Origin of the sequence: Leuconostoc palmae (genome assembly GCF_019656075.1) — a bacterium.
Classification (GTDB): Bacteria; Bacillota; Bacilli; order Lactobacillales; family Lactobacillaceae; genus Leuconostoc; species Leuconostoc palmae.
Map to the genome: position 1 here is coordinate 41,640 of NZ_BPKZ01000002.1, position 23,542 is coordinate 65,181.

Genomic DNA, 23,542 nt, shown 5'->3' on the forward strand with positions numbered 1-23,542 from the left:
AGATGACAGAAATTAATTTAGCAGCACTTGAAGAACGCCAAAAGCATATTAGGAATTTTTCAATTGTGGCACATATTGACCATGGGAAATCAACCATAGCTGATCGTATTCTGGAACAAACACATACGGTAGCTGAACGTGATATGCAAAACCAATTACTTGATACAATGGATCTTGAGAGAGAACGTGGTATTACCATAAAGTTAAATGCAGTTGAAGTACATTATGACGCACAAGATGGTGAAACTTATATATTCCATTTGATCGATACACCAGGGCATGTTGACTTTTCATATGAAGTTTCAAGATCTTTGGCAGCTGCTGAAGGGGCGATTTTAGTAGTTGATGCAGCACAAGGTGTTGAAGCTCAGACTTTAGCAAACGTCTATTTAGCATTGGATAATGATTTAGATATATTACCGGTTATCAACAAAATTGATTTACCTGCAGCTGATGCTGAAAAAGTTAGGGCGGAGATTGAAGATGTAATTGGTATCGATGCCTCTGAAGCAGTATTGGCCTCTGCAAAAAAGGGTATTGGTATACCAGAATTGCTGGAAAAAATTGTTACGCAATTGCCTGCACCAACAGGTAGCCTAACAGCACCATTACGGGCATTAATTTTTGATTCAGCTTATGATCCTTATCGTGGTGTGGTTGTTAATATGCGTGTTCGAGAAGGAATAGTCAAGCCAGGTGATAAAGTTAGGATGATGAATACTGGTGCCGAATATGAGGTTAACGAAGTTGGTGTGATGTCTCCAACAGCTCAAAAAAGAGACTATCTGATGGCAGGAGATGTAGGTTATCTCACTGCTTCTATTAAAGATATCCATACAACACATTCTGGAGATACAATTACCTTAGTTAATAACCCAGCAAGTGAGCCATTGGGTGGCTATAAGCAGATGACACCAATGGTTTATTCAGGTCTGTATCCATCTGATAATGCAAAATATGCGGATCTAAGGGATGCTTTAGAAAAATTACAATTAAACGATGCAGCACTAACTTTTGAACCTGAAACTTCACAAGCACTCGGCTTTGGTTATCGTGTAGGCTTTTTAGGTCTGTTACATATGGATGTAATCCAAGAAAGATTAGAACGAGAATTTAATTTAGATCTAGTAACGACAGCACCTTCAGTGACCTACCATGTTACAACTAATGAAGGGGATATGACTGAAATCGAAAATCCTTCTGAAATGCCTGAACCTTCAAAAATTAAGTTTATTGAAGAACCTTATGTTGATGCACAAATTATGGTGCCAAATGAGTATGTAGGTGCAGTAATGGAGTTAGCCCAAAGAAAACGTGGTGAATTTGATACAATGGAGTACCTTGACGAAAACCGTGTGAATGTTAAATATAAAATACCACTTTCCGAAATTATTTTTAATTTCTTTGATAAACTAAAATCAAGTACGCGAGGTTATGCTTCACTTGATTATGAAATTTCTGGTTACCGGCAATCTGATTTAGTGAAAATTGACATATTGTTGAATTCGGAAAAAGTTGATGCCCTAAGTTTTATTGTTCATCGCGATTTTGCCGCTGAAAGAGGTCGAGTGATTACATCAAAGTTAAAAGAGATTATTCCAAGACAAAATTTTGAGATTCCAGTTCAAGCTGCAATTGGCGCAAAAATACTTGCTCGTACAAATATTAAAGCATATCGTAAGGATGTAACAGCTAAAATTCATACAGGAGATCCTGATAGAAGAGCTAAATTACTTGATAAGCAAAAACGTGGAAAAGCTCGAATGAAGTCTGTAGGGACGGTAGATGTTCCGCAAGAAGCCTTTATGGCTGTATTAAAAACAGATGATGATGTACAATATGCACGAGGCAATTGATTGCCGTTAAACTGATGGGGAGACTAGCTTATGCCGATTTTAGATAAAATAAAGCAGTTATGGCCGTTTAACAATTATATCAGGATGAAAAGCGTGGGATTTGATCATGCTTTACCAATTAGTTCGCCTAATGTTTTTTTTGAAAAAAATGTGCTAAAACCAAAACCAAAAAAAGGCGAAATATTAGTCAAAGTAGTAGCTAGCGCCATTAACCCAGTTGATATTAAGATGAGACTTAATTATCATAATCCTGGAGAATTTCGCATACTAGGATTTGATGCTGTTGGTTACGTTGAAGATATTGGACAAGATGTTGACACTTTTAGTATCGGAGATAAAGTTTTTTACGCAGGACAACAAATAACAAATGGCGCTTTGAGTGAATATCAAACAGTGAAAGCAAGCCTCGTTGGTCATGCACCTTTGTCATTAAAAAATCATGAAATAGCTGCTATGCCGCTCACTTCAATAACTGCATTTGAAATCATGAATGAAGCTTTTAACCTTGAAGTGAGATCTAATATTGCAGAGAAAAAAACAATTCTCATTATTAATGGAGCTGGTGGTGTGGGATCTATTTTGATTCAATTGGCTAAATATATGGGGATGACGGTAGTAACAACAGCTTCTCAAGCCAGATCTGTCTCATGGGTAAAAAATCTTGGAGCAGATTACATTTTAGACTATCATCAAAATTTAGAAAAGCAACTAAAAAACATTCAGCATGAATCCGTTGATTATGTGGCTATTTTGCATGATACAAGTGCTTATTTTGATTTTGCAGCACGAATAATTAAACCCTTCGGTAGAATTACATCGATTGTTGACACAAAGGTGCCAATAGATATAGGCCCCTTAAAAAACATCGGTGCGCAATTTAATTGGGTGTTTATGTTTGCCAAAGGTAATTTTGAAATTAATATGCAAAGTCAGGGAAAAGCGTTAAATAACATTGCAGAACTAATTGACTTGGGAGTCATTCAATCGACAGTTACAAAAACATTAAAAGGATTATCCGCTGATAATGTTATTCAAGCTACAAAAATGATTGAAGATGGGCACAATATTGGAAAAGTAGTGATTGACTATGAGGATTAATAATGAAATGGCAATCTATTAGTATTGAAACAAATTATGCAGCTGTTGAAGCAGTGACGGAAATTCTTTTGACAGCCGGAGCGGATGGGGTTCAAATTGAAGAAAGCACCACTACGCTAACAGTTATAGCTTATTACCCTCAAGACGAACAATTTAAAAATATTTTTAATCAAGTAAATAAAAACCTTAATCAACTTGAAACGTTTGATATAGATGCATCCCCTGCCAATATATATACCAATGTAACGTCTCAGACTGATTGGGATAATAATTGGAAAACATACTACCATTCACAACGTATTACGCGTCACTTTACGGTAGTACCCTCATGGGAATCATTTAATCCTGAGCAAAAAGATGAATATCCAATTATTATGGATCCACAATTAGCTTTTGGTACAGGGACTCACGAAACAACCAAGTTGATGATACAAGCTTTAGAAACTGTTGTTCGCGGTGGAGAATCTATGATTGACGTTGGTACAGGATCCGGGGTACTAGCTGTTGCTGCAAAGCATTTAGGTGTACAGAACATTTTGGCAACAGATATAGATGAAATGTCTGTAGAAGTTGCTAAAGAAAATATTAAATTAAATTCTAGTGCAGGAAACATAGAATTAATGGTCAGTGATTTACTTGAACAGGTAGATATCAAACCAGTTGATTTAATTGTGGCTAACATTCTAGCTGATGTTATCGAAAGGTTAATCCCTCAAACTATACCCCTTTTAAAAAAATCAGGATATTTTCTGGTTTCTGGCATATATGATGATATTGAATCGCATATTACTGAGGAATTAGAAAAAAATGGCTATTATATTGTTCAAAAATCTCAAATGGGAAAGTGGCACAGTTACATAGCAAAATTAAAGGAAATAAAATAATGCAACGTTATTTTTTAAATCGACTGATTGATGACAAAATCATATTAACTTCAGATCAAGATATTTTTAAACATTTTGGGAAGGTAATGAGAGCTAGAATTGGTTCAAAGGCTGAATTTGTCGATAGTAACCAATCAGTTTTTGTAGGAGAGGTTGACAGTGTATCCAACGATATTATTAGTATTAAAGTTGTCTCAAAAATTAACACTAATTCTGAATTACCTATCGAAGTAACAATCGTTGTATCACCTTTAAAAAATGATCGATCAGATTGGCTTATTCAAAAAGCAACAGAATTAGGGGTCAATCATATTATTATGGCCGATATGAAAAGAACAGTAGTTGATTGGCATAAGCAACTGGCTAAAAAGCAAGCTCGGTTTGAAAAGATTGCTAAGTCAGCAGCTGAGCAGTCACATCGATTAATGATTCCAAGTATTGAATTTGTGAATTGGCAGACAGTTTGTAACATGAAGAAAGATACTGGCATAGTTGCTTGGGAAGAATCGGCTAAGGCTGGTGAAAAATTGGCGTTTGTTACTCAAATCACTGATCAAGATTTAAAACATCTTGTTTTAGTTTTTGGTCCAGAAGGTGGGCTGACTACTGAAGAATTAGAAATACTAGAATCAAATGGTTATATAGCTGCAGGCTTGGGTCCTAGAATTTTAAGGGCTGAAACAGCTCCTTTGTATGCGCTATCAGCAATTAGTACATTATGTGAATTAAGTTAAAATAAGATAAAAATTAAAGTATGCTCGTTTGAAAGGCAATTATTATGAAATTAATTTTAAAAAAGGACTATTGTATCCAAATTGCAATTATTTTGTTTATAGCGATTGTTCTGCCATGGATTTTGAACATTGTCAGTTTAAATGATGTATGGAAAATTATTGTTATTTATTTGCTGTTAAATAGTATATATGCATTGTATTTAGGATTTGAGACTCGAAAAAAAGGATATTCACCATTCATTTTACTTGGATTACCAATCATTTTTGCAATATTCACCACATTCTTTTTTGAGTTAGTCTCATCATCTTATGGTTATTACTTGGCATTATTATATTTAACACTTAGCCTATTTACATTTTTTGGTGATACTAGCGATGATCCTGATGAGAATCTGATTCCCATTGAAAGTGGTTTTCAAGATCTCGACAGTATAGACCATGAAAATGTTAGTTTAGCGTCTAAACAATAACTCAAATCTTAAAATTTGAGTTATTGTTTAGATTAAAATTACTAATCAACTTTACTTTTCTGGTATAGTTATAATAACTATTTTGTCTAGTATTTAGACAAAATAATCACTAAAAATACATTTTTTATTTATTTTGGAGGAACTTTAATTGATCACAGTATCAGAAATGAGCTTCAGTTTTTCTGGACCAAAGCTCTATCAAGACGTTAATTTAAAACTCACACCTGGCAATACCTATGGCATTATTGGTGCAAACGGTGCTGGGAAGTCAACTTTTTTGAAGTTATTACAAGGAGAGTTACAACCAACTGAAGGGAACATCTCTATTGGTGACGGTGAACGCATGTCATCATTACAGCAGGATCACTTTGCGTTTGATCAATTTACTGTTTTGGACACTGTGATTCAAGGTCATAAACGTCTTTACGAAGTTAAAACTGAGATGGATGCTATATATGCCAAACCTGATTTTAATGATGAGGATGGTGTTCGTGTAGCGGATTTGGGTGCCGAATTTGAGGAACTTGATGGTTGGAATGCAGAAGTTGAAGCAGGACAATTGTTGAGCAAACTGGGTATTCCTGATGATATGCAAAATACATTAATGAGCGAATTGACTGAAAATGATAAGGTGAAAGTTTTGTTAGCTCAAGCACTATTTGGAAACCCTGATATTTTGGTTCTCGATGAGCCCACTAACGGATTAGATGTGAAGACAATCAATTGGTTAGAAGACTTTTTAGCAGACTTTCCAAACTTAGTGATTGTTGTTTCCCATGATCGTCATTTTTTAAATGCTGTATCAACCAATATATTAGATGTTGATTTTGGTAAGATAACACCATTTGTCGGAAATTATGATTTTTGGCGTGAATCATCAGAATTAGCTCAAAGATTAGCGTCACAGCAGAATGCTAAGAAAGAGGAGCAAATTAAACAACTACAAGAGTTCGTTGCACGTTTTTCTGCTAATGCATCTAAATCTAAACAAGCGACGGCTCGAAAGAAGCAATTAGACAAAATTACGCTTGATGATATTAAACCATCTTCAAGAAAATATCCATTTATTAATTTTCCTATTAATCGTGACATGGGAAATGATATGGTCCGAGTTGAAAATGTTTCTAAGACAATTGATGGTGAAAAAGTATTAGATAATATTTCATTTATTGGCAGACCAGGAGATAAAATAGCTGTTTTATCTCGGTCTGATTTAGCAACAACAACATTAATGCAAATTATATCAGGCACCATGTTACCTGATACTGGTACTGTTACATGGGGAGTGACTACTTCTCAATCTTACATTGCAAAAGATTTAAATGATAATTTTGATGATCAAGATAAAACTATTTTAGATTGGCTACGCGAGTTTGCTGAAGAAGAGCAGAAAGACAACACGAGCTTACGTGGCATGCTTGGTCAAATGCTTTTCCGTGGTGATGATTCACTTAAAGAAATTAAGGTTTTATCTGGTGGTGAAAAGGTGCGTATTACATTAGCAAAGATGATGCTACTCAAAGCAAATGTATTGTTAATGGATGATCCTACTAATCACTTGGATTTAGAATCGATTCAATCATTAAATGACGCTGTGGTCAATTTTAAGGGTGGTATTATTATGACTTCTCATGATCACGAATTCTTAGCAACAACTGCTAATCATGTGATTGAAGTCTCTGCTAAAGGCGTAGTTGATCGTGTTGATACAACATATGATGAGTTTATTACAACGGATAGCATTCAGGAAAAAGTCAATGCACTGTACTAATTAAAAAAGCGTCTCGGGGCGCTTTTTTAACTATTAACTATAGGAGTTAAAATTAATGTTAGTTGGGATTGATAAAATAGCATTCTATACACCTCGGTTTTACTTAGACTTAGTTGATTTAGCTAAAGCAAGAGGTGATGAACCAGAAAAATATACTATTGGTATTGGACAAGATAAGCAGGCGGTCATTCCAAACTATGAAGATATTGTTACGATGGGGACTAATGCAGCTAAAAAAATTGTTGATCAGGAAAACATTGAAGAAATTGATACAGTTATTTTTGCGACTGAGTCAGGAATTGATAATTCTAAGTCAGCTGCAATATATGTTCAAAGATTACTTGGATTATCACCATACACTAGGACAATTGAATTAAAACAAGCCTGCTATGCGGGAACGTATGGCATTATGCAAGCTAAAGATTATGTTCTATCACATCCTGATAAAAAGGTACTTGTGATTGCAGCTGATATTGCGCGCTATGGTTTAAACACACCAGGTGAAGTGACACAAGGCGGTGGCGCAATTGCAATGATTATATCTAGTAATCCAAAAATATTGTCGATTAATGATGATTCAGTTTTTATGTCTCAAGATATTGCTGACTTTTGGCGACCACTTGATAGATCCGAAGCGTTAGTTGACGGACATTTATCAACAGATGTTTATAAAAAGATGTTTGTTACATTATGGCAGCAATATAAACTAAATACTAACAAGACATTAAATAATTTATCTGGTTTTGCATTTCATTTGCCTTATACAAAAATGGGGAAAAAGGCACTTGATCAAATACTTGTTGAAGCAACAGATATCAATCAGAAAAAACTACTTAACAGGTTATACACCAGTCAACTATATAGTCGCCAAGTTGGTAATATCTATACTGGATCAGTGTATCTCAGTTTATTATCTTTAATAAACAATCAATCTGACTTAAAATCGAAAGATGAACTTGCTATTTTTAGTTATGGATCTGGGGCAGAAGCGGAATTATTTTCAGTGACACTTCAAGAGGGTTTTGAAAATTATTTACCGATTAATGATGTTCGAGAAATACTTGATTCTAGGCAACAATTATCAGTGACTGATTATGAATTAATGTTTAAATCCCATCTCTATTGTTCAAACATTGATAAACAATCATATGCTGATAACACTAGCCAACTAGTACAGTTTTTTGGTTGGGAAAAAGGCCAACGTATCTACAGATAAAATAAGATTTAAAAATAAATTTTAAAGGAAAAATAACATGTCAAAAGCAGTAGTAACAGTTATAGGGAAAGATCAACCAGGTATTATTGCTGGTGTATCAGCCACATTAGCCGAGCACCAAATTAATATCTTAGATGTATCCCAAACCATTATGTCAAATATTTTTACAATGAGTATGTTAATCAACTTAGAAAAATTGGATGAAGAATATAATAAATTACAAGATGATTTATCTGCTTTGGGTCAGAAGTTACATGTTGAAATACATATGCAACGTGAAGAAATTTTTGACGCGATGAGTCGTGTGTAACGCAGTTTATATAATTATGATATTGAAGTAAGGAATTTATTGACTATGGAAACCTCTCAAATAACCGAAACTATTAATATGGTTTCTGAAGAACATCTTGATATTCGAACAATAACTATGGGTATTTCTTTGCTTGATACTATTGGTGGCACCCCACAAGATACAGCAAAAAATATTTATAATAAAATTACACACTATGCCGAGAATTTAGTATCTGTTGCTGAACAGATAGAACGTGAATTTGGTATTCCCATTACAAATAAGCGGATTAGTGTAACCCCTATTGCACTAATTGCAGGGAATGCAACTTCCGATGAAATGCTATACTATGCTCATGCGTTGGACGATGCTGCCAAGAAAGTTGGGGTTGATTTTATTGGTGGCTATTCAGCACTTGTGCAGAAAGGGTTCTCACATGGTGACCTAGCATTGATAAATTCAATTCCACGAGCTTTAACAGAAACTGACCTAGTCATGTCAAGTATTAACATTGGTTCTTCTAAAGCTGGAATTAATTTAGATGCTGTTAAATTAATGGGAGAAACAATTAAAGCTATTACAGATAAATCTGATACGGCAAATGCTAAATTGGTCGTATTTGCTAATGCGGTTGAAGACAATCCGTTTATGGCTGGTGCTTTTCATGGTGTTTCGGAGGCTGATGTTGTCATCAATGTTGGGGTTTCCGGTCCAGGGGTTGTCAAGCGTGCCCTTGAAAAGGTTAAGCATGAACCAATTCACATCGTTGCTGAAACAGTTAAAAAGACTGCGTTTAAAATTACACGAGTGGGTCAAATGGTCGGAGCATTAGCTGCAGAAAGATTAGGCATTGAATTTGGGATTGTTGACCTGAGTTTAGCACCTACGCCTGCACGTGGAGACTCTGTTGCTGAAGTATTAGAAGAAATTGGGCTTGAAATGGTTGGAACCCATGGTACTACTGCAGCACTTATGTTATTAAATGATGCAGTTAAAAAAGGTGGTGTAATGGCATCACAACGTGTTGGTGGTTTGTCTGGAGCATTTATTCCAGTGTCAGAAGATGCCGGGATGATTGACGCAGTAAATGCTGGCATTCTTTCTTTAGCAAAGTTGGAGGCAATGACATCTGTTTGCTCAGTTGGATTAGATATGATTGCTGTTCCTGGTGACACTGATGCAACAACGATTGCTGCTATGATAGCAGATGAAGCAGCAATCGGTGTGCAAAATAATAAAACAACTGCTGTACGTGTCTTACCCACTAATAATACTAAGGTGGGTGATATGGTAGACTATGGTGGCTTACTTGGAACAGCACCCGTAATGCCTGTAGTTAAAAAATCAAGTGCTGATTTTATTAATCGAGGTGGCCATATTCCCGCTCCAATACATTCATTTAAAAATTAAAAAAGCCTGTGCTATTGAGGCACAGGCTTTTTTAATTGTGATTAATAACTTTTGTAGAATGTTTTGGGGTTTCAATGGGTTGTTGGTTATTATTGCTTACTTGAATGAAAAGAATACTAATATATATAACCAAAACAATAATAATTGTAGCCACAAAAGCATAAATTGGATAGTAAATGAATGATCTCAAATAATGTGTAAGGGTATATTTTTGCTTTTTTACTTCTTGGCTTTCAGCTAATGCAGATGACATAGCATAGACAAAACTTTCATAATCTACAGCTTTAGCCTTAGATTCGTATGGCACAATTGCTAAGTCACGCACATCTGAATGATTGGTTGACTGCTTATGACGTTGGTTTCTTTTATCACGATTGTTAATAATATTTTCACGAAACTCTTCAATCGCATTTATTATAACTTTTTTGGTCGTTTGAATATTTTTTTCTAAATTTTCAAAAGGTGACTCTATAGGAATTTTCATATTATCACTCCTCTATAATAAAATATTTACTACACCCTAATATTATCATAAACCAAACAACTCAAATTATGTTAAATTTTGACTGATTATAACTAAATTTAACGGTTCTTAAGCTTTATAAGATACCTAGAATGCGTATAATAGACATATGGCAGTTAATGTAAAACAACTATATATTGATTATCTTGATTCTGAACGGCAGTATTCGAAACTAACAATAAAAGCATATTTGTCAGATATAGACGAATTTGAATATTTTTTAAACAATAATGGTGGATTCACTGGCTTTAATCAAATTGATGGTTTAGAAGTACGTGTCTATTTAAATGAATTATATGATCGCAAACTAGCTAGAACTTCTATTGCAAGAAAAATTAGTAGTCTTAGAATGTTTTATCAGTTCTTAATCACCAATAGATATGCTACCGACAATCCTTTCAGTAATGTCTCGCTTAGAAAACATCAAAATCATTTGCCTGAATTTTTCTATGAAACAGAGATGGTTGCGCTATTTGATAGTGCGTATGATCATTCAAATAAGTTATGGCAGCGTAATGCTGCTTTAGTTGAATTTCTCTATGCTACTGGGGCCAGAGTTGCTGAAATATCCAATCTTAAGTTAAATCAAATTGACTTTAAGCAACGGCTGGTTTTGATCCATGGGAAAGGTAATAAGGATAGATATGTTCCTTTTGGTCAGTATGCTCAAAACTCACTGTATCAATACATCAATGAGTTGAGATCAAATTTACTTAAAAATCATGTTGATCATGAATATGTATTTGTTAATCATTTAGGGAGACCAATAACATCTGCGGGAATTACTTATATCTTAAATGAAGTAATCAAGAAAACAACATTGACTGGTAAAATACATCCACACATGCTGCGACATACATTTGCTACTCATTTACTTAATCACGGAGCAGACATGCGGACAGTTCAAGAGTTATTAGGACACGTTAACTTATCAACGACACAAATGTATACACATGTTACGAGAGAAAACTTACAAAAAAATTATCGAGATTTTTTTCCAAGAGCACAAAAATAATTGTTTAAACGCTTAACAAATAACACACTTTGAGTAAAAATTTGGTAAAATAAAACTATTATGATAAAACTAGAAAATAAAAACTTAAAAATTGAAATAAATGAAGAAGGCGCTGAATTAACAAGCGTTTGGCATAAGCAAGCAGAATTGGAATATATTTGGATTGGAGATCCCAAATATTGGGGTAGGCATGCATCCAACTTATTTCCGATCGTTGGTAGATTACGTGGTGATCAGTTTAAAGTGGATGGTGAAACATACTTTATGAATCAACATGGATTCGCACGTAATACTACTTTTGAGGTTATAGAGCATTCCGAAAAAACTGCGCTTTTCAGAATTCACGATACAGACTCTACTAGGCGTATTTATCCATTTAAATTTCAATTTGATATTAGTTATGAATTAACTGATGATAATGAATTGAAAATTGCTTATATTGTGACGAATACTGATACAGAAGAGTCGCTTTTCTTTAGTGTTGGTGGGCATCCAGCATTTAATTTACCTTTGGATGGTGGTAAATTTTCAGATTATTATGTATCGATTGAACCAGAAAATATGTATGATAGAATTCGTCTAACTGGTCCATACTCTAATCCCAATACGCCCACACCATTCAATGCAAGTATCCCACTGAGATTGCGTCAGGAAGACTATCACGATGATGCAATCATTTTAAAATTAGAACGTCAAAAAACATCATTCTTACTTGCCCGCTTAGCTAATCAGCACGGTTTGCAAATGACAGTTGATAATGCTCAGTTCTTAGGTATTTGGACACCAGCAGGTAAAGAAGCACCATTTATTGCACTTGAGCCATGGTGGGGAATTGCTGATACGGTTGACTCCACAGGGAACTTTAAAGAGAAATTTGGTGTGAATGTTTTGGCTGCTGGCGATACATTCAATGGCACATATAGTCTAAAGTTTTTTTAATTTACAGCTATACTTATCAGAAATAATTGCTTCCAAAATGCAAATGTTTTGGAAGCAATTTTTAGGTTTAATAAAATAAATAATCATGTGAATAAAGTAACTAATAATATGTTATGTTTAACTCAGAATTAAAATAGTTACGCAAAAAGTCACTGACACAACTAGGAGTTATCTAGATATTAGGTCTAAGTTGTTGATTAATAATTACAAAAGTTTGGAGGGATCTTGCAATGGTTTTTTTAAAAGTTTTAAATCAATCGCGCCTATTTGACATTATCGGTGTATTGATAGTAATTTTAACTGCATATTTTTCAGGATATATTTCTGACAGTTTAATAAAAATATCATTATTTTCAAATTATTCATGGGCTAAATATGTACCATTTGGTATTATTTCTGTTGTGTCATCGAGTTTATCGATATTATCGACACGTTTAACAGCAAGATTGAATAAATATGGTAATATATTAGGAACATTTAATACTGCCTTATCAGGCGTAATTGATTTTTTATTAGGTAACAAGGGTGCTATATTAACATATCCAATTTCTTTTATTGTTAATGCAGCTTCAATAAAATTTTGGGCACGTTTCGATAGACAAAAAGTTCATAAAATCAGCGATTTCAAGATGATATTACCACTTATTATTGTAAGTGCACTAGTGATAAGTTTAATGTTAAATTATTTTGCATTTCAAAGATTCACGCCATTATATTGGTTATCAAGTGCTGTATTCGGATTATCTCTTATTCCAAATTTATTAAATGTATTAAAAATTCAAGATCAGTGGTTGTTTTGGATTTTTTATAATCTTGTTCAACTTGTAAAAGCTATTACTCAGGGGAATTTTGCAAACGTAGGGAAATATATTTACTATATTATTAACAGCGCTGTTGCCTATCCTGTTTGGCGCGACAATCGTAATCAAGAAGAACGATAGTAAAGTTCTAGATATTGAAAACGTCAGATATTCATAAGTGAGACAATAAATGAGGACATATGAAGAAATTCAATCAAGTTTAGACAAAGCATGGCGATTGTTTGAGCCAAATAGAATACGCTTTTTATCAGAAATATTAACTTGGTTAAATCATCCAGAAAAAAGTTTTAAAATAATACAAATAGCGGGAACTAATGGGAAAGGATCTACTGGGGCTATGTTGAGAGAGATTATTCTTGCATATGGTTTCTCAGTTGGACATTTTTCTAGTCCAGCAGTACAGAGAGCAAATTTGGATTAATGGTCATTTTGTGAGTAAAAAAATTGGCAGGAATCTTTTAACATTTTGGAAAATGTTTTAGTTGATCATAAATTAGACGTGAATAATCTTTCTTATTTCGAAGTGTGGACTATTGTGTCTTTGTTAATTTTTAGATCTTTGAAAATACAGTTTGTAATTATGGAGGCTGGACTCGGTGGACGAAATGATGCGACACATGTAATTTCGCAATCATTAGTAATTGCTTTCACAAAGATAGCATTCACCTGTAGTTACTACGATTTTAAAGGAAGTTTCAAAAAAAAGAAAGGCAATTTGGTTTTCTGAACAACCAGCAATTAAAATCTTGCATAGTAATCAAGTAAGACTTAAACTCAGTATTAATCAAACCGTATATAATTTAAAATTATTGGGAAAATATCAGGTGGAAAATGTTGCGTTGGTTTGGCAGGTTATGTCTGTTTTGGAGAAAAAACTTAACATTAACTTTCGTAATTGTGCAATAGAGAAAGGATTGAATAACGCTAAAATGATTGGTCGTTTAGATGTAGATCAAGATAATATGATTATTCGTGACGGTGCACATAATATTTCTGCGGTGCAAGCACTCATTGATACCTTAAAAACGTGGCATTTAAAGGTTAAACCTATTTTAATTTTAGGTATTTTGTCAGATAAAAATTACAATGAAATGATAGAAATATTATTACCTCATTTTGAGTTGATTATTGCTGTAAAACCAAATAATTTTAGGGCACTCTCAAGTGATGAGTTAATAACGGTTATTAAAAAAAGTCGGATACTATTCCTGTTGTCAAAATCAGCTCTGAGAAAGCTATGGCATTTGCTAAAAAAAATCGTTCTACTGAACAATATATTGTTATAGCCGGTTCTTTTTATACACTTAATTTGTTAGGAGAAAGTAATGATTAATAGAATCGTTGTAGCATCAAATAACTCAGCTAAAACAGAAGAAATAAAAGCAGTATTTAAAGAATTTGGAGTTGATGTTATTAATTATCGCGATATTTTAAATGAAAAACAGTTCCCAGAAGAGAGTATAAACGATCAGTTGAAAAATGCTATTCAAAAAGCAACATATATAAAAAACAGTTTAGACAATGAATATATTTTAGCGGATGATACAGGCGCCTATTTTAGTGCATTTCCAGATCGTTTTGGTCTGACTACAGCTAGAGAACTTAAAAGATTAAAATTACATTCAATAGATGAAGAAAATAACTACTTATTAAACTTATATAAACCAGGTATGGATCGCAGTGCATACTTGGAAGCATTGTTTGTACTAATCTCGCCTTCTAACAAGGTTTACGTAGCCAAAGGAAGAGGCGGTAAATTAATTACTAAAAGTCCAAGAGGCAAATATTCGGATGGATTCGATAAAATATTTGAAGCTGAAAATAAAAAAACTTTTGCCGAGATGCCTATGAATGAACGTATAATTTATTCACATCGCGGTCGAGCAGCTCAAAGTTTATTAGAACTACTCGGTTATAGGATTTAAAAAATTAATGCCAAACATATATTTGTATAATATATAAATATATGTTATAATTAAAATTGACCAACTGGGTAGTATCTATCTACCTACCCGCCGCCTATTCTTTTGAATAAGCGGCGTTTTTTATTGATATCATAAATAAAATTTGCTTTGGAGAATAACTAATCATGGAAAAACACAGCACAAATAGCTTACTGTCAGAAAAGAATGTTGCTGTACAAGTATCAAAAACTTTAGAGTTGAATTTAAATAGTGTAAAAGCAACTTTGAAATTACTTTCAGAAGGTGGAACCATTCCATTCATTGCTCGGTATAGGAAGGAAGCTACTGGAAATTTAGATGAGGTTATCATTCATAACATTGAAATCGAATCCAAGAAAGTGGTTGAACTGCTGGAACGAAAGAAATATGTTTTAACAACTATTCAAAATCAGTTAAAGTTAACCCCAGACCTTAGTTATGCGATTGAAAAAGCGTCTAATTTACAAGATGTTGAAGACTTATACCTACCTTTTAAGAAGAAAAGGCAAACTAAAGCGACAATTGCTAGAGAAAATGGGTTGCAACCACTAGCGGACTATATTTTAAAACATATGAATAATGATATATCCGTTCAACAATATATATCAAAAAATTTAACAACACGCGAAGATGTAATTAAAGGCGTAATAGAAATTTTAGCTGAGTTCATAGGCGAAAAGGCAATTTATCGGCAATGGTTAAGAACTAGAATGCTTAAAGATGGTATTTTAGTTTCATCAATTAAGAAGAATGGTCAAGAAAAAGACACGAATGGCGTTTACGCCCAATATTATGGGTACCAAGAGACAATTAAAAGCTTACAGAATAATAAACATAGAATTTTAGCGCTTAATCGTGGTGAAAAAGATGATATCTTATCTATCAAAATAGAGTTTCCAGAGTCACGAATTTATCATTTTATACAATCGCAGGAACTAGCTGGTAGAGAAGCATATGGTGAAGGGTTTGACCTATTGAAGTTAGCAATCAAAGAATCATATAAGAGGTTCATAAGACCCGCTATTGAGAGAGAAATTAGACAACGTTTAACGGAATCTGCTCAGCAACAAGCAATCAAGGTATTTGGTGAAAATTTGTATCATTTATTGATGCAATCGCCGGTCGAAAATTCTGTTGTTATGGGATTTGATCCAGGCTACAGAACAGGGTCAAAGTTAGCTGTTGTTGATTCAAACGGTAAATTTTTGGAAAAAATGGTGATTTACCCACATAAACCTGCCAGTGATAAAATGAGACTGGAAGCATCAATCTTGTTTCAGGAACTTATAAAAAAATATAATGTAGACTTAATCGCGATTGGCAATGGTACTGCTTCAAGAGAATCAGAAGAATTTGTTGCCAAATATATGCCAAATAACGTTAAATATGTGATTGTAAGTGAGGCTGGTGCTTCAGTATATTCAGCTTCTGATGCTGCACGAAAAGAATTTCCCAAACTACATGTTGAAGAACGTTCTGCCATTTCAATTGCCAGAAGAGTTCAAGACCCTTTGGCTGAATTGATAAAAATTAACCCAAAAGCAATTGGTGTTGGTCAATATCAACATGATTTAAATAGCAAAGACTTAGATAAACAAGTTGATCAAGTTATTGAACGTGCGGTGAATAAAGCTGGAATTAATTTAAATACTGCTAGTGTTGATCTGTTAGAAAATATTGCAGGTCTTACTAGTACACTAGCACAAAATATTATAGAGTATAGAAATAAGTTAGGAGCGTTTAAATCACGTGAGCAACTTAAAAAAGTACCACGTCTGGGGCCAAAAGCATTTGAACAATCAGTCGGATTTTTACGTGTTGTTGACGGTGAAAATATATTTGATAATACGGATATACATCCAGAAAGTTATGATATTGCCCATAAACTTTTAACAATTGGAAATGTTGATATGATTCAAGTAAAACAGAATCCAAGTAGAATCGATTTAAGCAAATTGAATAACGAATTAGTTGCTAAAAAACTAAATATTGGCACACAGACGTTACATGATATTGTTAGTAGTTTACAAAAATATGGTCGTACTGGGCGATCTAATATGTCAGGAGCTTTATTAAAATCGGAAATAGTTAAACTTGAAGATTTACGCCAAGGTATGCAACTAGAGGGAACAGTACGTAACGTAGTGGATTTCGGTGCGTTTGTTGATATCGGTGTTAAACAAGATGGTTTAGTCCATATATCTCGTTTATCAAAGAAAAGAGTAGCTAATCCATTAGATGTTGTAGCTGTTGGTGATATCGTTAATGTGTGGGTTATAGAAATAGATAATAAAAGAAAACGTATTGCCTTAACAATGGTGCCATTAGAGGAAAAAATATGAAAATTGAACGAGCAACGTTAGATGATCAAATTGAAATTTTAGCATTAGAGCAAACCATATTTAATGATATGGATCTTGATGTGTACGATGTTTTATCTCAAGGGGATGTGCAGAAAGCTTGGCAAAAAGCTGTCGCACAATCTGCCAAAAGTCGTTATCATTATAGTCGAGCATTGGTCGCAAAAGACGATAATAGCCAAATTATGGGTGTTGCTTTTGGATATCCTGACAATGAAGAATTGGACTTAGATAATGCAATACAAGCTGTTCTTGCTGATGAATATAGCTATCATCGTTGGTTATTTGAAGATTCAGAAGTATTTGATAATGAGTGGTATTTAGACTCAATTGTGGTTTCTGAGAATGCAAGAGGAAAAGGTATTGGTAAGCAGCTCTTACTGGCATCCGAAAAAAGAGCCTTGAACGAGAATAAGAAAACTATTGGGTTGAATGTTGATGATCACAATCCAAAAGCTAAAAAATTATATGAATTAATGGGATATCAAGCTGTTGGTCGCATTCAAATTGGTAAACACAACTATACACATATGCAAAAAAGCATTTAAAAAGGTATGCCTAAACGGCATACCTTTTTAAAATAACAAAAATTTCCTTTTCCGACGCATATAAGAAAATCCTTCTCCCAATTGCTCTTGAGCCGTAAATATAGACACAAATGCTTTAGGATCAATTTTTTCGATAATATGTTGCACAACATTGACTTCACTAGGATCTACTACAGCATATACAACTCGTTGCTGACGGTGCGAATAACCACCTTCTGATTTCAATAAACTCGTTCCACGTTCCAACTCAGACATTATTGCGTGAGAGATTTCTTCCGGATAGTCTGTAAAAATCATAAATGACCGTGCTGTATAGGCACCTTGTTGAGTTAACCCGACAACTTGTGCAAAAACAAATGAGGCAATTAAGGTATACATCATATGTACAATGTCTACATAGATTAACGACATGAGCAGCACAATAGCGTCTAAAATAAACATTGTGCGACCAATTTGAATACCAAGTTTTTGTTCCATAATTCGTGCGACAACATCTGTTCCACCAGAAGTCCCACCAAATCTAAAAACAATACCAAGTCCAAAACCGGCTATAATTCCGGCTAGTAGACCAGCAATTAACATATCTTGATGCAACTTTGGTGGCATCGGTATGATTTGCCAAATATATAACCAAATAGACAATGTTAAAATCCCCCAAATTGTATATATTAGTGATCGTCTGCCTAAAATGCGATAACCAATAATCAATAATGGAATATTTAATATCAAATTGGTATAGGCAGGATTCCATTCAAACAAAGCACGCAATATCAGAGTGATGCCAGATACGCCACCTTCAGCTAAATGATTGGGGATATTGATGTTAATCAGAGCCCAGCCATAGCATCCTGTACCCAAGGCTATCATTATAATATCTTTGGCAGCAATGGCTGACAGATTAATATTTTTCATACATGAAATTTCTCCTAATTAATAATTCAATCTTATCATAAAAAGCATTAGCAGAAGCTATTAGATATTTGTTATAATAATAGGACTGAAAGGTAATTTTATGACAGATAAAAACTATCAACGACCAAAATTTCAGCCAAAACATCATTTTTTTCGTAATTTACTGGTTATTTTTGCTATGGTAATTATTATTACTCTGAGTATTTTTATTTTTGTGGGTTACAATTCTTCACAAAAGACCAGCACACCAATTGTTCAAAAAGCATCGCACAGTCAAACAATAAATGAAACAGTAGATTCTAATACTCGTCAAGATGAACAGAGTGTTGATGGCAAAAAACAGTCATCTAGTTCAAATCAGAGTAATAGTTCATCACGAAAAGAGAAGACAGGTGATACTCGTACAGACGCCAACCAGTTGAAAAATAAATCTCTATCAGAGGCTATAAATTGGGCTAAGGCGCATGGACGGTATTATTCTTGGTCAATAACTTCCGGCACGGAAAAAGATGCAATAGTGATTAATGTACAAGATGATGGACAAAATATACATTTTGATGCATCATCAAAATAAAAAAGGAATAAGAGTGTGATATGCCACATAAAATATTGACGATAGGTGGTTCTGATAGTCTGAGTGGTGGTGGTATACAGGCTGATTTATCAACTTTTTCAGAGTATGGTTTTTTTGGATTAAGTGTGATTACTTCTCTCGTTACGGTTACGCCAACAGAATTTAACATTTTTCCAGTTGATGAACATATTTTAATTACGCAACTAGATTCTATTGCAACAGTTGATGATCTTGTTGCAATTAAAATAGGATTATTACCTAATGTATCTACTGTTAAGTTAGTAGCTAACTTTATTAGGTTATATCCTAATATTCCGATCATTGTAGACCCAGTAATGGTTTTTAAAGAAAATAATGCAGTAAATACTAAACATATGGTTGAAGCAATTTGTGAATATTTACTACCACTTGCAACAATTGTTACACCAAATATTGCTGAGACTGAAGTTATTGTTGGAAAAACAATCAACACACGAGAGAATATGATTGATGCTGCGAAAAAAATATATCAATACGGAGCCAAAAATATAATTATTAAAGGTGGTAAACGATTACCTGGTAAAAAAGCAGTGGATATTTTGTTCAACGGTAAAACGGTTACAGTCTTTAAAGAAGATAAAATATTAACAAGCATCCCTTTAAATAACGGTGCAGGGTGTACATTTTCTGCTAGTTTAGCAACTTGTTACATAAAAAGTTCTGGGAAAATTGTTGAATCTACTAAACAAGCTAAAAAATTTGTTTGGCAAGGTATTAAGCATGGTGTTACTATTGGAAAAGGATATAATGTTGGAAATGTTTGGCAAGGTTCATCTAGGAGAATAGATTGTGAATAAACATACTAAACAATTAACGGTTTTGTCTTTAATCATTGCTTTTAATGTTACATTATCATATGTTGTTAAAATCCCAGTTCCTGCAACGAACGGTTTTGTCAATTTAGTAGAAGCGGGTATATTTATTGCTGCTATATTAGGTGGCGCTAAGAACGGTATGATTGTAGGTGGATTAAGTGGTTTGTTATTAGATTTGTTTGCAGGATATCCACAATGGATGTTTTTTTCTCTTGTTATCCATGGATTTGAAGGCTGGGTAGTTGGTTATTTTGCCTATCAGAAAAAAAATATCAGTGTTGTTATTGGCTTGATTTTAGGCTCAATAATCATGATTATAGGTTATTTTTTTGCAGGAGTCATACTATATAACTGGGCTGCTGGTTGGGCTTCCATCTTAGGCAATATAGCACAATCTATTATGGGTTTGATTCTTGCTTTAGTAATGGTGCCTGTTATTAACAAAATACCACAGATTAATTTTAAAAATTAAAAAGTGATGGGTTATCCTATCACTTTTTAATATGTGAGGAAAAAATGAAGTACACTTTTTCTCGTGAATTACGAGACAACGATCAACAAAAACTACTTTTAGCACTGGATCATTATAACTCTAGTGCGATGTTTCAAGCACCTAATTCAGACAGCATAAAATTTGGGTTTGGTGCAAAAAAAGTAGCGAATAAGGCAAGTTTAATTAATGACACAATTGTTTTTGGGGGTAGACCATTTGATGATCAATTTTTTGAACAATCAGATATTATGAATGGCTATTGGTTTTCTCCTGAGATATTTGTCGAAATTAAAAATCATATGATATATGTTTTTTCAGGAATAGATTTTGATTTTGATGAATGGCTTAATCGATTTAAACAAACTACTAGAAAATCGTTAGTCATTAACAAGATAGATAAAGATTCAGATTGGGTACATCGCGTTCAGCAATTGATAAAGATATTGAATGCTGATGATAATTTTAAAAAAGTAGTTTTTGGGCGACAGAAAACCATCGAATTTAATGAAAAGGTGCAAATTTATCGTTTGATGGAAGTTTTAAAAAATCAACATAATAGCTATCGTGTTGTCTTAAAAAAAGGAGACGAGATATTTTTTTCTGCTACACCTGAACGCCTAGTTAAACTTTCTAAGTTTAATCAAGTTGAAACGGCTGCAATTGCTGGTACAATTACTCGCGGAAAAACTAGTTTTGAAGATTTATTGCTGGAAGAAAAGTTGCTATCAAGTCGTAAAAACCTACGTGAGCATCAATATGTGGTAAGCCAATTGTCTAAACAACTCAAAAAGATAGCTACAACACTTACAGTACCTAGTAAACCAGTTATTCTGAAAAATCAGCAAGTTCAACATTTATATACACCGATCAAAGCACAATTAAACTCAATTAGTCATGTGGTGGACCTTGTCAATTTATTACATCCCACACCAGCCTTAGGCGGACTACCTAAAATATTAGCATTGGATTATATTAAAAAAAATGAGCAGTATCCGCGTGGATTATTTGCCTCACCTGTGGGTTACAGTATAGAAAAAGAATCAGGAGAATTCGTAGTAGGTATTCGATCCATGCTCATTAACCAAAAAAGGCATATTGCGACCGTTTTTGCAGGAGCAGGTATTGTGAAAGACTCAATAGCTTTAGAGGAGTACAATGAGACTGAACTAAAGTTTAAAGCAATGATTCAAGCATTGGAAGATTATAATTATGACAATTGATACTTTAACATTCAATACAAAGCATTTACTCCATGCATTGTTTCAAAGCGGTGTACATTACTTTGTTATTTCACCAGGTTCTCGTACAACACCCATTGCATTATTATTAGCAGAGTATGAAGCACAAAATCAAGAAATACATGTTTATATTGATGTTGATGAACGATCAGCTAGTTTTTTTGCTCTTGGAATAGCAAAAACATTACAACAACCGGTTGTGTTGATTGGGACTTCTGGGACTGCAATTACGGAATACTTTTCTGCTGTTACTGAAGCTAAAATTTCACATGTTCCTTTGATTGTATTGTCAACAGATCGACCTATTGAATTACAAGACAATGGCGCGCCACAGACTATACCGCAACATAATATCTACGGCAAGCTAATAAAAAAAGCGATAACTTTTACCCTTCAAGATTCAAATCCTGATATGACAGACTATATAGATTTTATGACTCAGCGTTTGGTTCATGAATCAAACGTATATCCCTCGGGACCTATACAAATTAATCTGCCATTGAGAAAACCGTTGATGCCTGTCATGGGTGATACATCCATTATTCAAATAAAACAACTTACTTTTAAATCAATTGAAATGAATATCCCTCGGCAAATTTTATCTCAAAAGAAAGTATTGTTTTTGGTAGGACCAAATGAATATGAAAATTATCGTGATATGTTAATATCATTTTCAAAAAAGTATCACATTCCTATTGTTGCTGATGTGTTAAGTCGCGCAAGGACGACAGATACAGTCTATGGTATTGATTCTTTACTTAAAAAAGGAATGATTGGCAGCGAATATGTTCCAGAATTGGTTATTAGGATGGGCGCTACACCAGTTTCAGCCAATGTTTTAAAATGGTTGAGTAAGGAGCATATTCCAGTATGGTATGTTGATGCACAGGCTAGTCAAGATCATACAAGGCATATTAGTCAAGTTATTAATGTAAGTCCGAAAACGTTTTTGGCATCTGCCGAGATATCCAATAGTATGGCATTTTATGGCTTATGGTTATCGCTAAATCAATTGCCTAGAAACATTACTGGTGAAATGGGTATTTCACAAGCCATTGATAAATTTGCCACCAAAGACACCCCAATTTTTGTTGCAAATAGTATGGCAATTAGAGATATGGACGACATTTTTACGGGATTACACACTCAAAATATTTATGCTAATCGCGGTGTGAATGGGATAGATGGTACAATTTCCAGTGCATTAGGAATGACCGCTTCTTTCAAAAAACGTGGTATTCTATTGACTGGTGATTTGTCTTTATTTCATGATATGAATGGATTAATGATGGCAAAGCAATATCATATCAACCTTGATATGATTGTTATTAATAATAATGGTGGGTCTATTTTTTCATTTTTACCACAGTCTGAAGCTAAAGATTACTTTGAAAAAATGTTTGCAACGCCACTCAATTTAAATATTGCTAAAGTTGCTGATTTGTATGATATACCTTATTATAAAATTAACAAATCAGAGGAGTTAGATAAAATCTTAAAACAGTCTATTACAGGGCCACGTATTATTGAGTATAAAAGTGATCGTGTAGTTAATGTCAAAAATCATAATAATTTAATGGGAGTCTAAGATATA

24 protein-coding genes are annotated in these 23,542 nt (G+C 33.8%); 22 read left to right on the top strand and 2 right to left on the bottom strand.

What is annotated here, in order from left to right; genetic code table 11:
- Positions 1-2: 2 nt before the first annotated feature.
- The 9 genes from lepA (at position 3) to K5Q12_RS01730 (ending at position 9,728) form a co-directional block, all read left to right on the top strand.
- Positions 3-1,856 (top strand): translation elongation factor 4, encoded by a 1,854-nt coding sequence (gene lepA, locus K5Q12_RS01690; protein ID WP_220742010.1) that lies wholly within the window; start codon positions 3-5, stop codon positions 1,854-1,856.
- Between the two features lie 30 nt (positions 1,857-1,886).
- Entirely contained in the window at positions 1,887-2,954 is a 1,068-nt protein-coding gene (locus K5Q12_RS01695) for a zinc-binding alcohol dehydrogenase family protein (protein WP_220742011.1), read from the top strand.
- Between the two features lie 2 nt (positions 2,955-2,956).
- Entirely contained in the window at positions 2,957-3,838 is an 882-nt protein-coding gene (gene prmA, locus K5Q12_RS01700) for a 50S ribosomal protein L11 methyltransferase (protein WP_220742012.1), read from the top strand.
- Complete coding sequence (locus K5Q12_RS01705; RefSeq protein WP_220742013.1) at positions 3,838-4,572, top strand: RsmE family RNA methyltransferase; 735 nt, start codon at positions 3,838-3,840, stop codon at positions 4,570-4,572. The genes prmA and K5Q12_RS01705 overlap by 1 nt, the downstream gene beginning before the upstream one ends.
- 44 nt (positions 4,573-4,616) lie before the next feature.
- Positions 4,617-5,042: a hypothetical protein gene (locus K5Q12_RS01710; RefSeq protein ID WP_220742014.1), complete on the top strand. Its 426-nt coding sequence runs from the start codon at positions 4,617-4,619 to the stop codon at positions 5,040-5,042.
- Positions 5,043-5,190: 148 nt separating this feature from the next.
- The gene (locus K5Q12_RS01715; protein WP_220742015.1) at positions 5,191-6,813 is read left to right on the top strand and encodes an ABC-F family ATP-binding cassette domain-containing protein; all 1,623 of its coding nucleotides are present in this window, start codon (positions 5,191-5,193) and stop codon (positions 6,811-6,813) included.
- 55 nt (positions 6,814-6,868) lie between these two features.
- Positions 6,869-8,029 (top strand): hydroxymethylglutaryl-CoA synthase, encoded by a 1,161-nt coding sequence (locus K5Q12_RS01720; RefSeq protein WP_220742016.1) that lies wholly within the window; start codon positions 6,869-6,871, stop codon positions 8,027-8,029.
- Between the two features lie 37 nt (positions 8,030-8,066).
- The gene (locus K5Q12_RS01725; protein WP_220742017.1) at positions 8,067-8,339 is read left to right on the top strand and encodes an ACT domain-containing protein; all 273 of its coding nucleotides are present in this window, start codon (positions 8,067-8,069) and stop codon (positions 8,337-8,339) included.
- Between the two features lie 45 nt (positions 8,340-8,384).
- On the top strand, positions 8,385-9,728 hold the full coding sequence (locus K5Q12_RS01730) for a PFL family protein (RefSeq protein ID WP_220742018.1): 1,344 nt from the start codon (positions 8,385-8,387) through the stop codon (positions 9,726-9,728).
- A 31-nt stretch (positions 9,729-9,759) separates the two neighbouring features.
- On the opposite strand, the gene K5Q12_RS01735 is transcribed toward K5Q12_RS01730, so the two are convergent.
- The gene (locus tag K5Q12_RS01735) at positions 9,760-10,212 is read right to left on the bottom strand and encodes a hypothetical protein (RefSeq protein ID WP_220742019.1); all 453 of its coding nucleotides are present in this window, start codon (positions 10,210-10,212) and stop codon (positions 9,760-9,762) included.
- A gap of 148 nt (positions 10,213-10,360) precedes the next feature.
- Between K5Q12_RS01735 and xerC the strand changes: the two genes are divergently transcribed.
- The 8 genes from xerC (at position 10,361) to K5Q12_RS01770 (ending at position 17,877) form a co-directional block, all read left to right on the top strand.
- A complete protein-coding gene (xerC, locus tag K5Q12_RS01740; protein ID WP_220742020.1) occupies positions 10,361-11,266 on the top strand; it encodes a tyrosine recombinase XerC in 906 nt (301 codons plus the stop codon).
- Positions 11,267-11,326: 60 nt separating this feature from the next.
- Complete coding sequence (locus K5Q12_RS01745) at positions 11,327-12,205, top strand: aldose 1-epimerase family protein (protein WP_220742021.1); 879 nt, start codon at positions 11,327-11,329, stop codon at positions 12,203-12,205.
- Positions 12,206-12,435: 230 nt separating this feature from the next.
- The gene (locus tag K5Q12_RS01750) at positions 12,436-13,146 is read left to right on the top strand and encodes a nicotinamide mononucleotide transporter family protein (RefSeq protein ID WP_220742022.1); all 711 of its coding nucleotides are present in this window, start codon (positions 12,436-12,438) and stop codon (positions 13,144-13,146) included.
- Between the two features lie 49 nt (positions 13,147-13,195).
- Entirely contained in the window at positions 13,196-13,447 is a 252-nt protein-coding gene (locus tag K5Q12_RS07125) for a hypothetical protein (protein ID WP_246570441.1), read from the top strand.
- A gap of 403 nt (positions 13,448-13,850) precedes the next feature.
- Positions 13,851-14,312 carry a glutamate ligase domain-containing protein gene (locus tag K5Q12_RS07130; protein WP_246570443.1) on the top strand — a complete coding sequence of 154 codons (462 nt, stop codon included), beginning with the start codon at positions 13,851-13,853 and terminating at the stop codon, positions 14,310-14,312.
- A gap of 39 nt (positions 14,313-14,351) precedes the next feature.
- A complete protein-coding gene (locus tag K5Q12_RS01760) occupies positions 14,352-14,951 on the top strand; it encodes a non-canonical purine NTP pyrophosphatase (RefSeq protein ID WP_220742023.1) in 600 nt (199 codons plus the stop codon).
- Positions 14,952-15,115: 164 nt separating this feature from the next.
- Positions 15,116-17,311: a helix-hairpin-helix domain-containing protein gene (locus K5Q12_RS01765; RefSeq protein ID WP_220742024.1), complete on the top strand. Its 2,196-nt coding sequence runs from the start codon at positions 15,116-15,118 to the stop codon at positions 17,309-17,311.
- Positions 17,308-17,877, top strand: a complete 570-nt coding sequence (locus tag K5Q12_RS01770) for a GNAT family N-acetyltransferase (protein WP_220742025.1) — start codon at positions 17,308-17,310, stop codon at positions 17,875-17,877. The genes K5Q12_RS01765 and K5Q12_RS01770 overlap by 4 nt, the downstream gene beginning before the upstream one ends.
- A 27-nt stretch (positions 17,878-17,904) precedes the next feature.
- Here the strand turns inward: K5Q12_RS01770 and K5Q12_RS01775 are convergent, their stop codons facing one another.
- Positions 17,905-18,789: a YitT family protein gene (locus tag K5Q12_RS01775; RefSeq protein ID WP_220742026.1), complete on the bottom strand. Its 885-nt coding sequence runs from the start codon at positions 18,787-18,789 to the stop codon at positions 17,905-17,907.
- Between the two features lie 100 nt (positions 18,790-18,889).
- Here K5Q12_RS01775 and K5Q12_RS01780 point away from each other — a divergent pair, with 100 nt between their 5' ends.
- Genes K5Q12_RS01780 through menD form a run of 5 tightly spaced genes read left to right on the top strand, consistent with a single transcriptional unit; the run spans position 18,890 to position 23,536 of the window.
- A complete protein-coding gene (locus tag K5Q12_RS01780) occupies positions 18,890-19,363 on the top strand; it encodes a hypothetical protein (protein WP_220742027.1) in 474 nt (157 codons plus the stop codon).
- 20 nt (positions 19,364-19,383) lie between these two features.
- On the top strand, positions 19,384-20,199 hold the full coding sequence (locus tag K5Q12_RS01785; RefSeq protein ID WP_220742028.1) for a bifunctional hydroxymethylpyrimidine kinase/phosphomethylpyrimidine kinase: 816 nt from the start codon (positions 19,384-19,386) through the stop codon (positions 20,197-20,199).
- On the top strand, positions 20,189-20,689 hold the full coding sequence (locus tag K5Q12_RS01790) for an ECF transporter S component (protein ID WP_220742165.1): 501 nt from the start codon (positions 20,189-20,191) through the stop codon (positions 20,687-20,689). The genes K5Q12_RS01785 and K5Q12_RS01790 overlap by 11 nt, the downstream gene beginning before the upstream one ends.
- A 44-nt stretch (positions 20,690-20,733) precedes the next feature.
- A complete protein-coding gene (locus K5Q12_RS01795; protein ID WP_220742029.1) occupies positions 20,734-21,930 on the top strand; it encodes an isochorismate synthase in 1,197 nt (398 codons plus the stop codon).
- Positions 21,920-23,536: a 2-succinyl-5-enolpyruvyl-6-hydroxy-3-cyclohexene-1-carboxylic-acid synthase gene (gene menD, locus K5Q12_RS01800; RefSeq protein ID WP_220742030.1), complete on the top strand. Its 1,617-nt coding sequence runs from the start codon at positions 21,920-21,922 to the stop codon at positions 23,534-23,536. Before K5Q12_RS01795 ends, menD begins: the two co-directional genes overlap by 11 nt.
- Positions 23,537-23,542 lie beyond the last annotated feature (6 nt).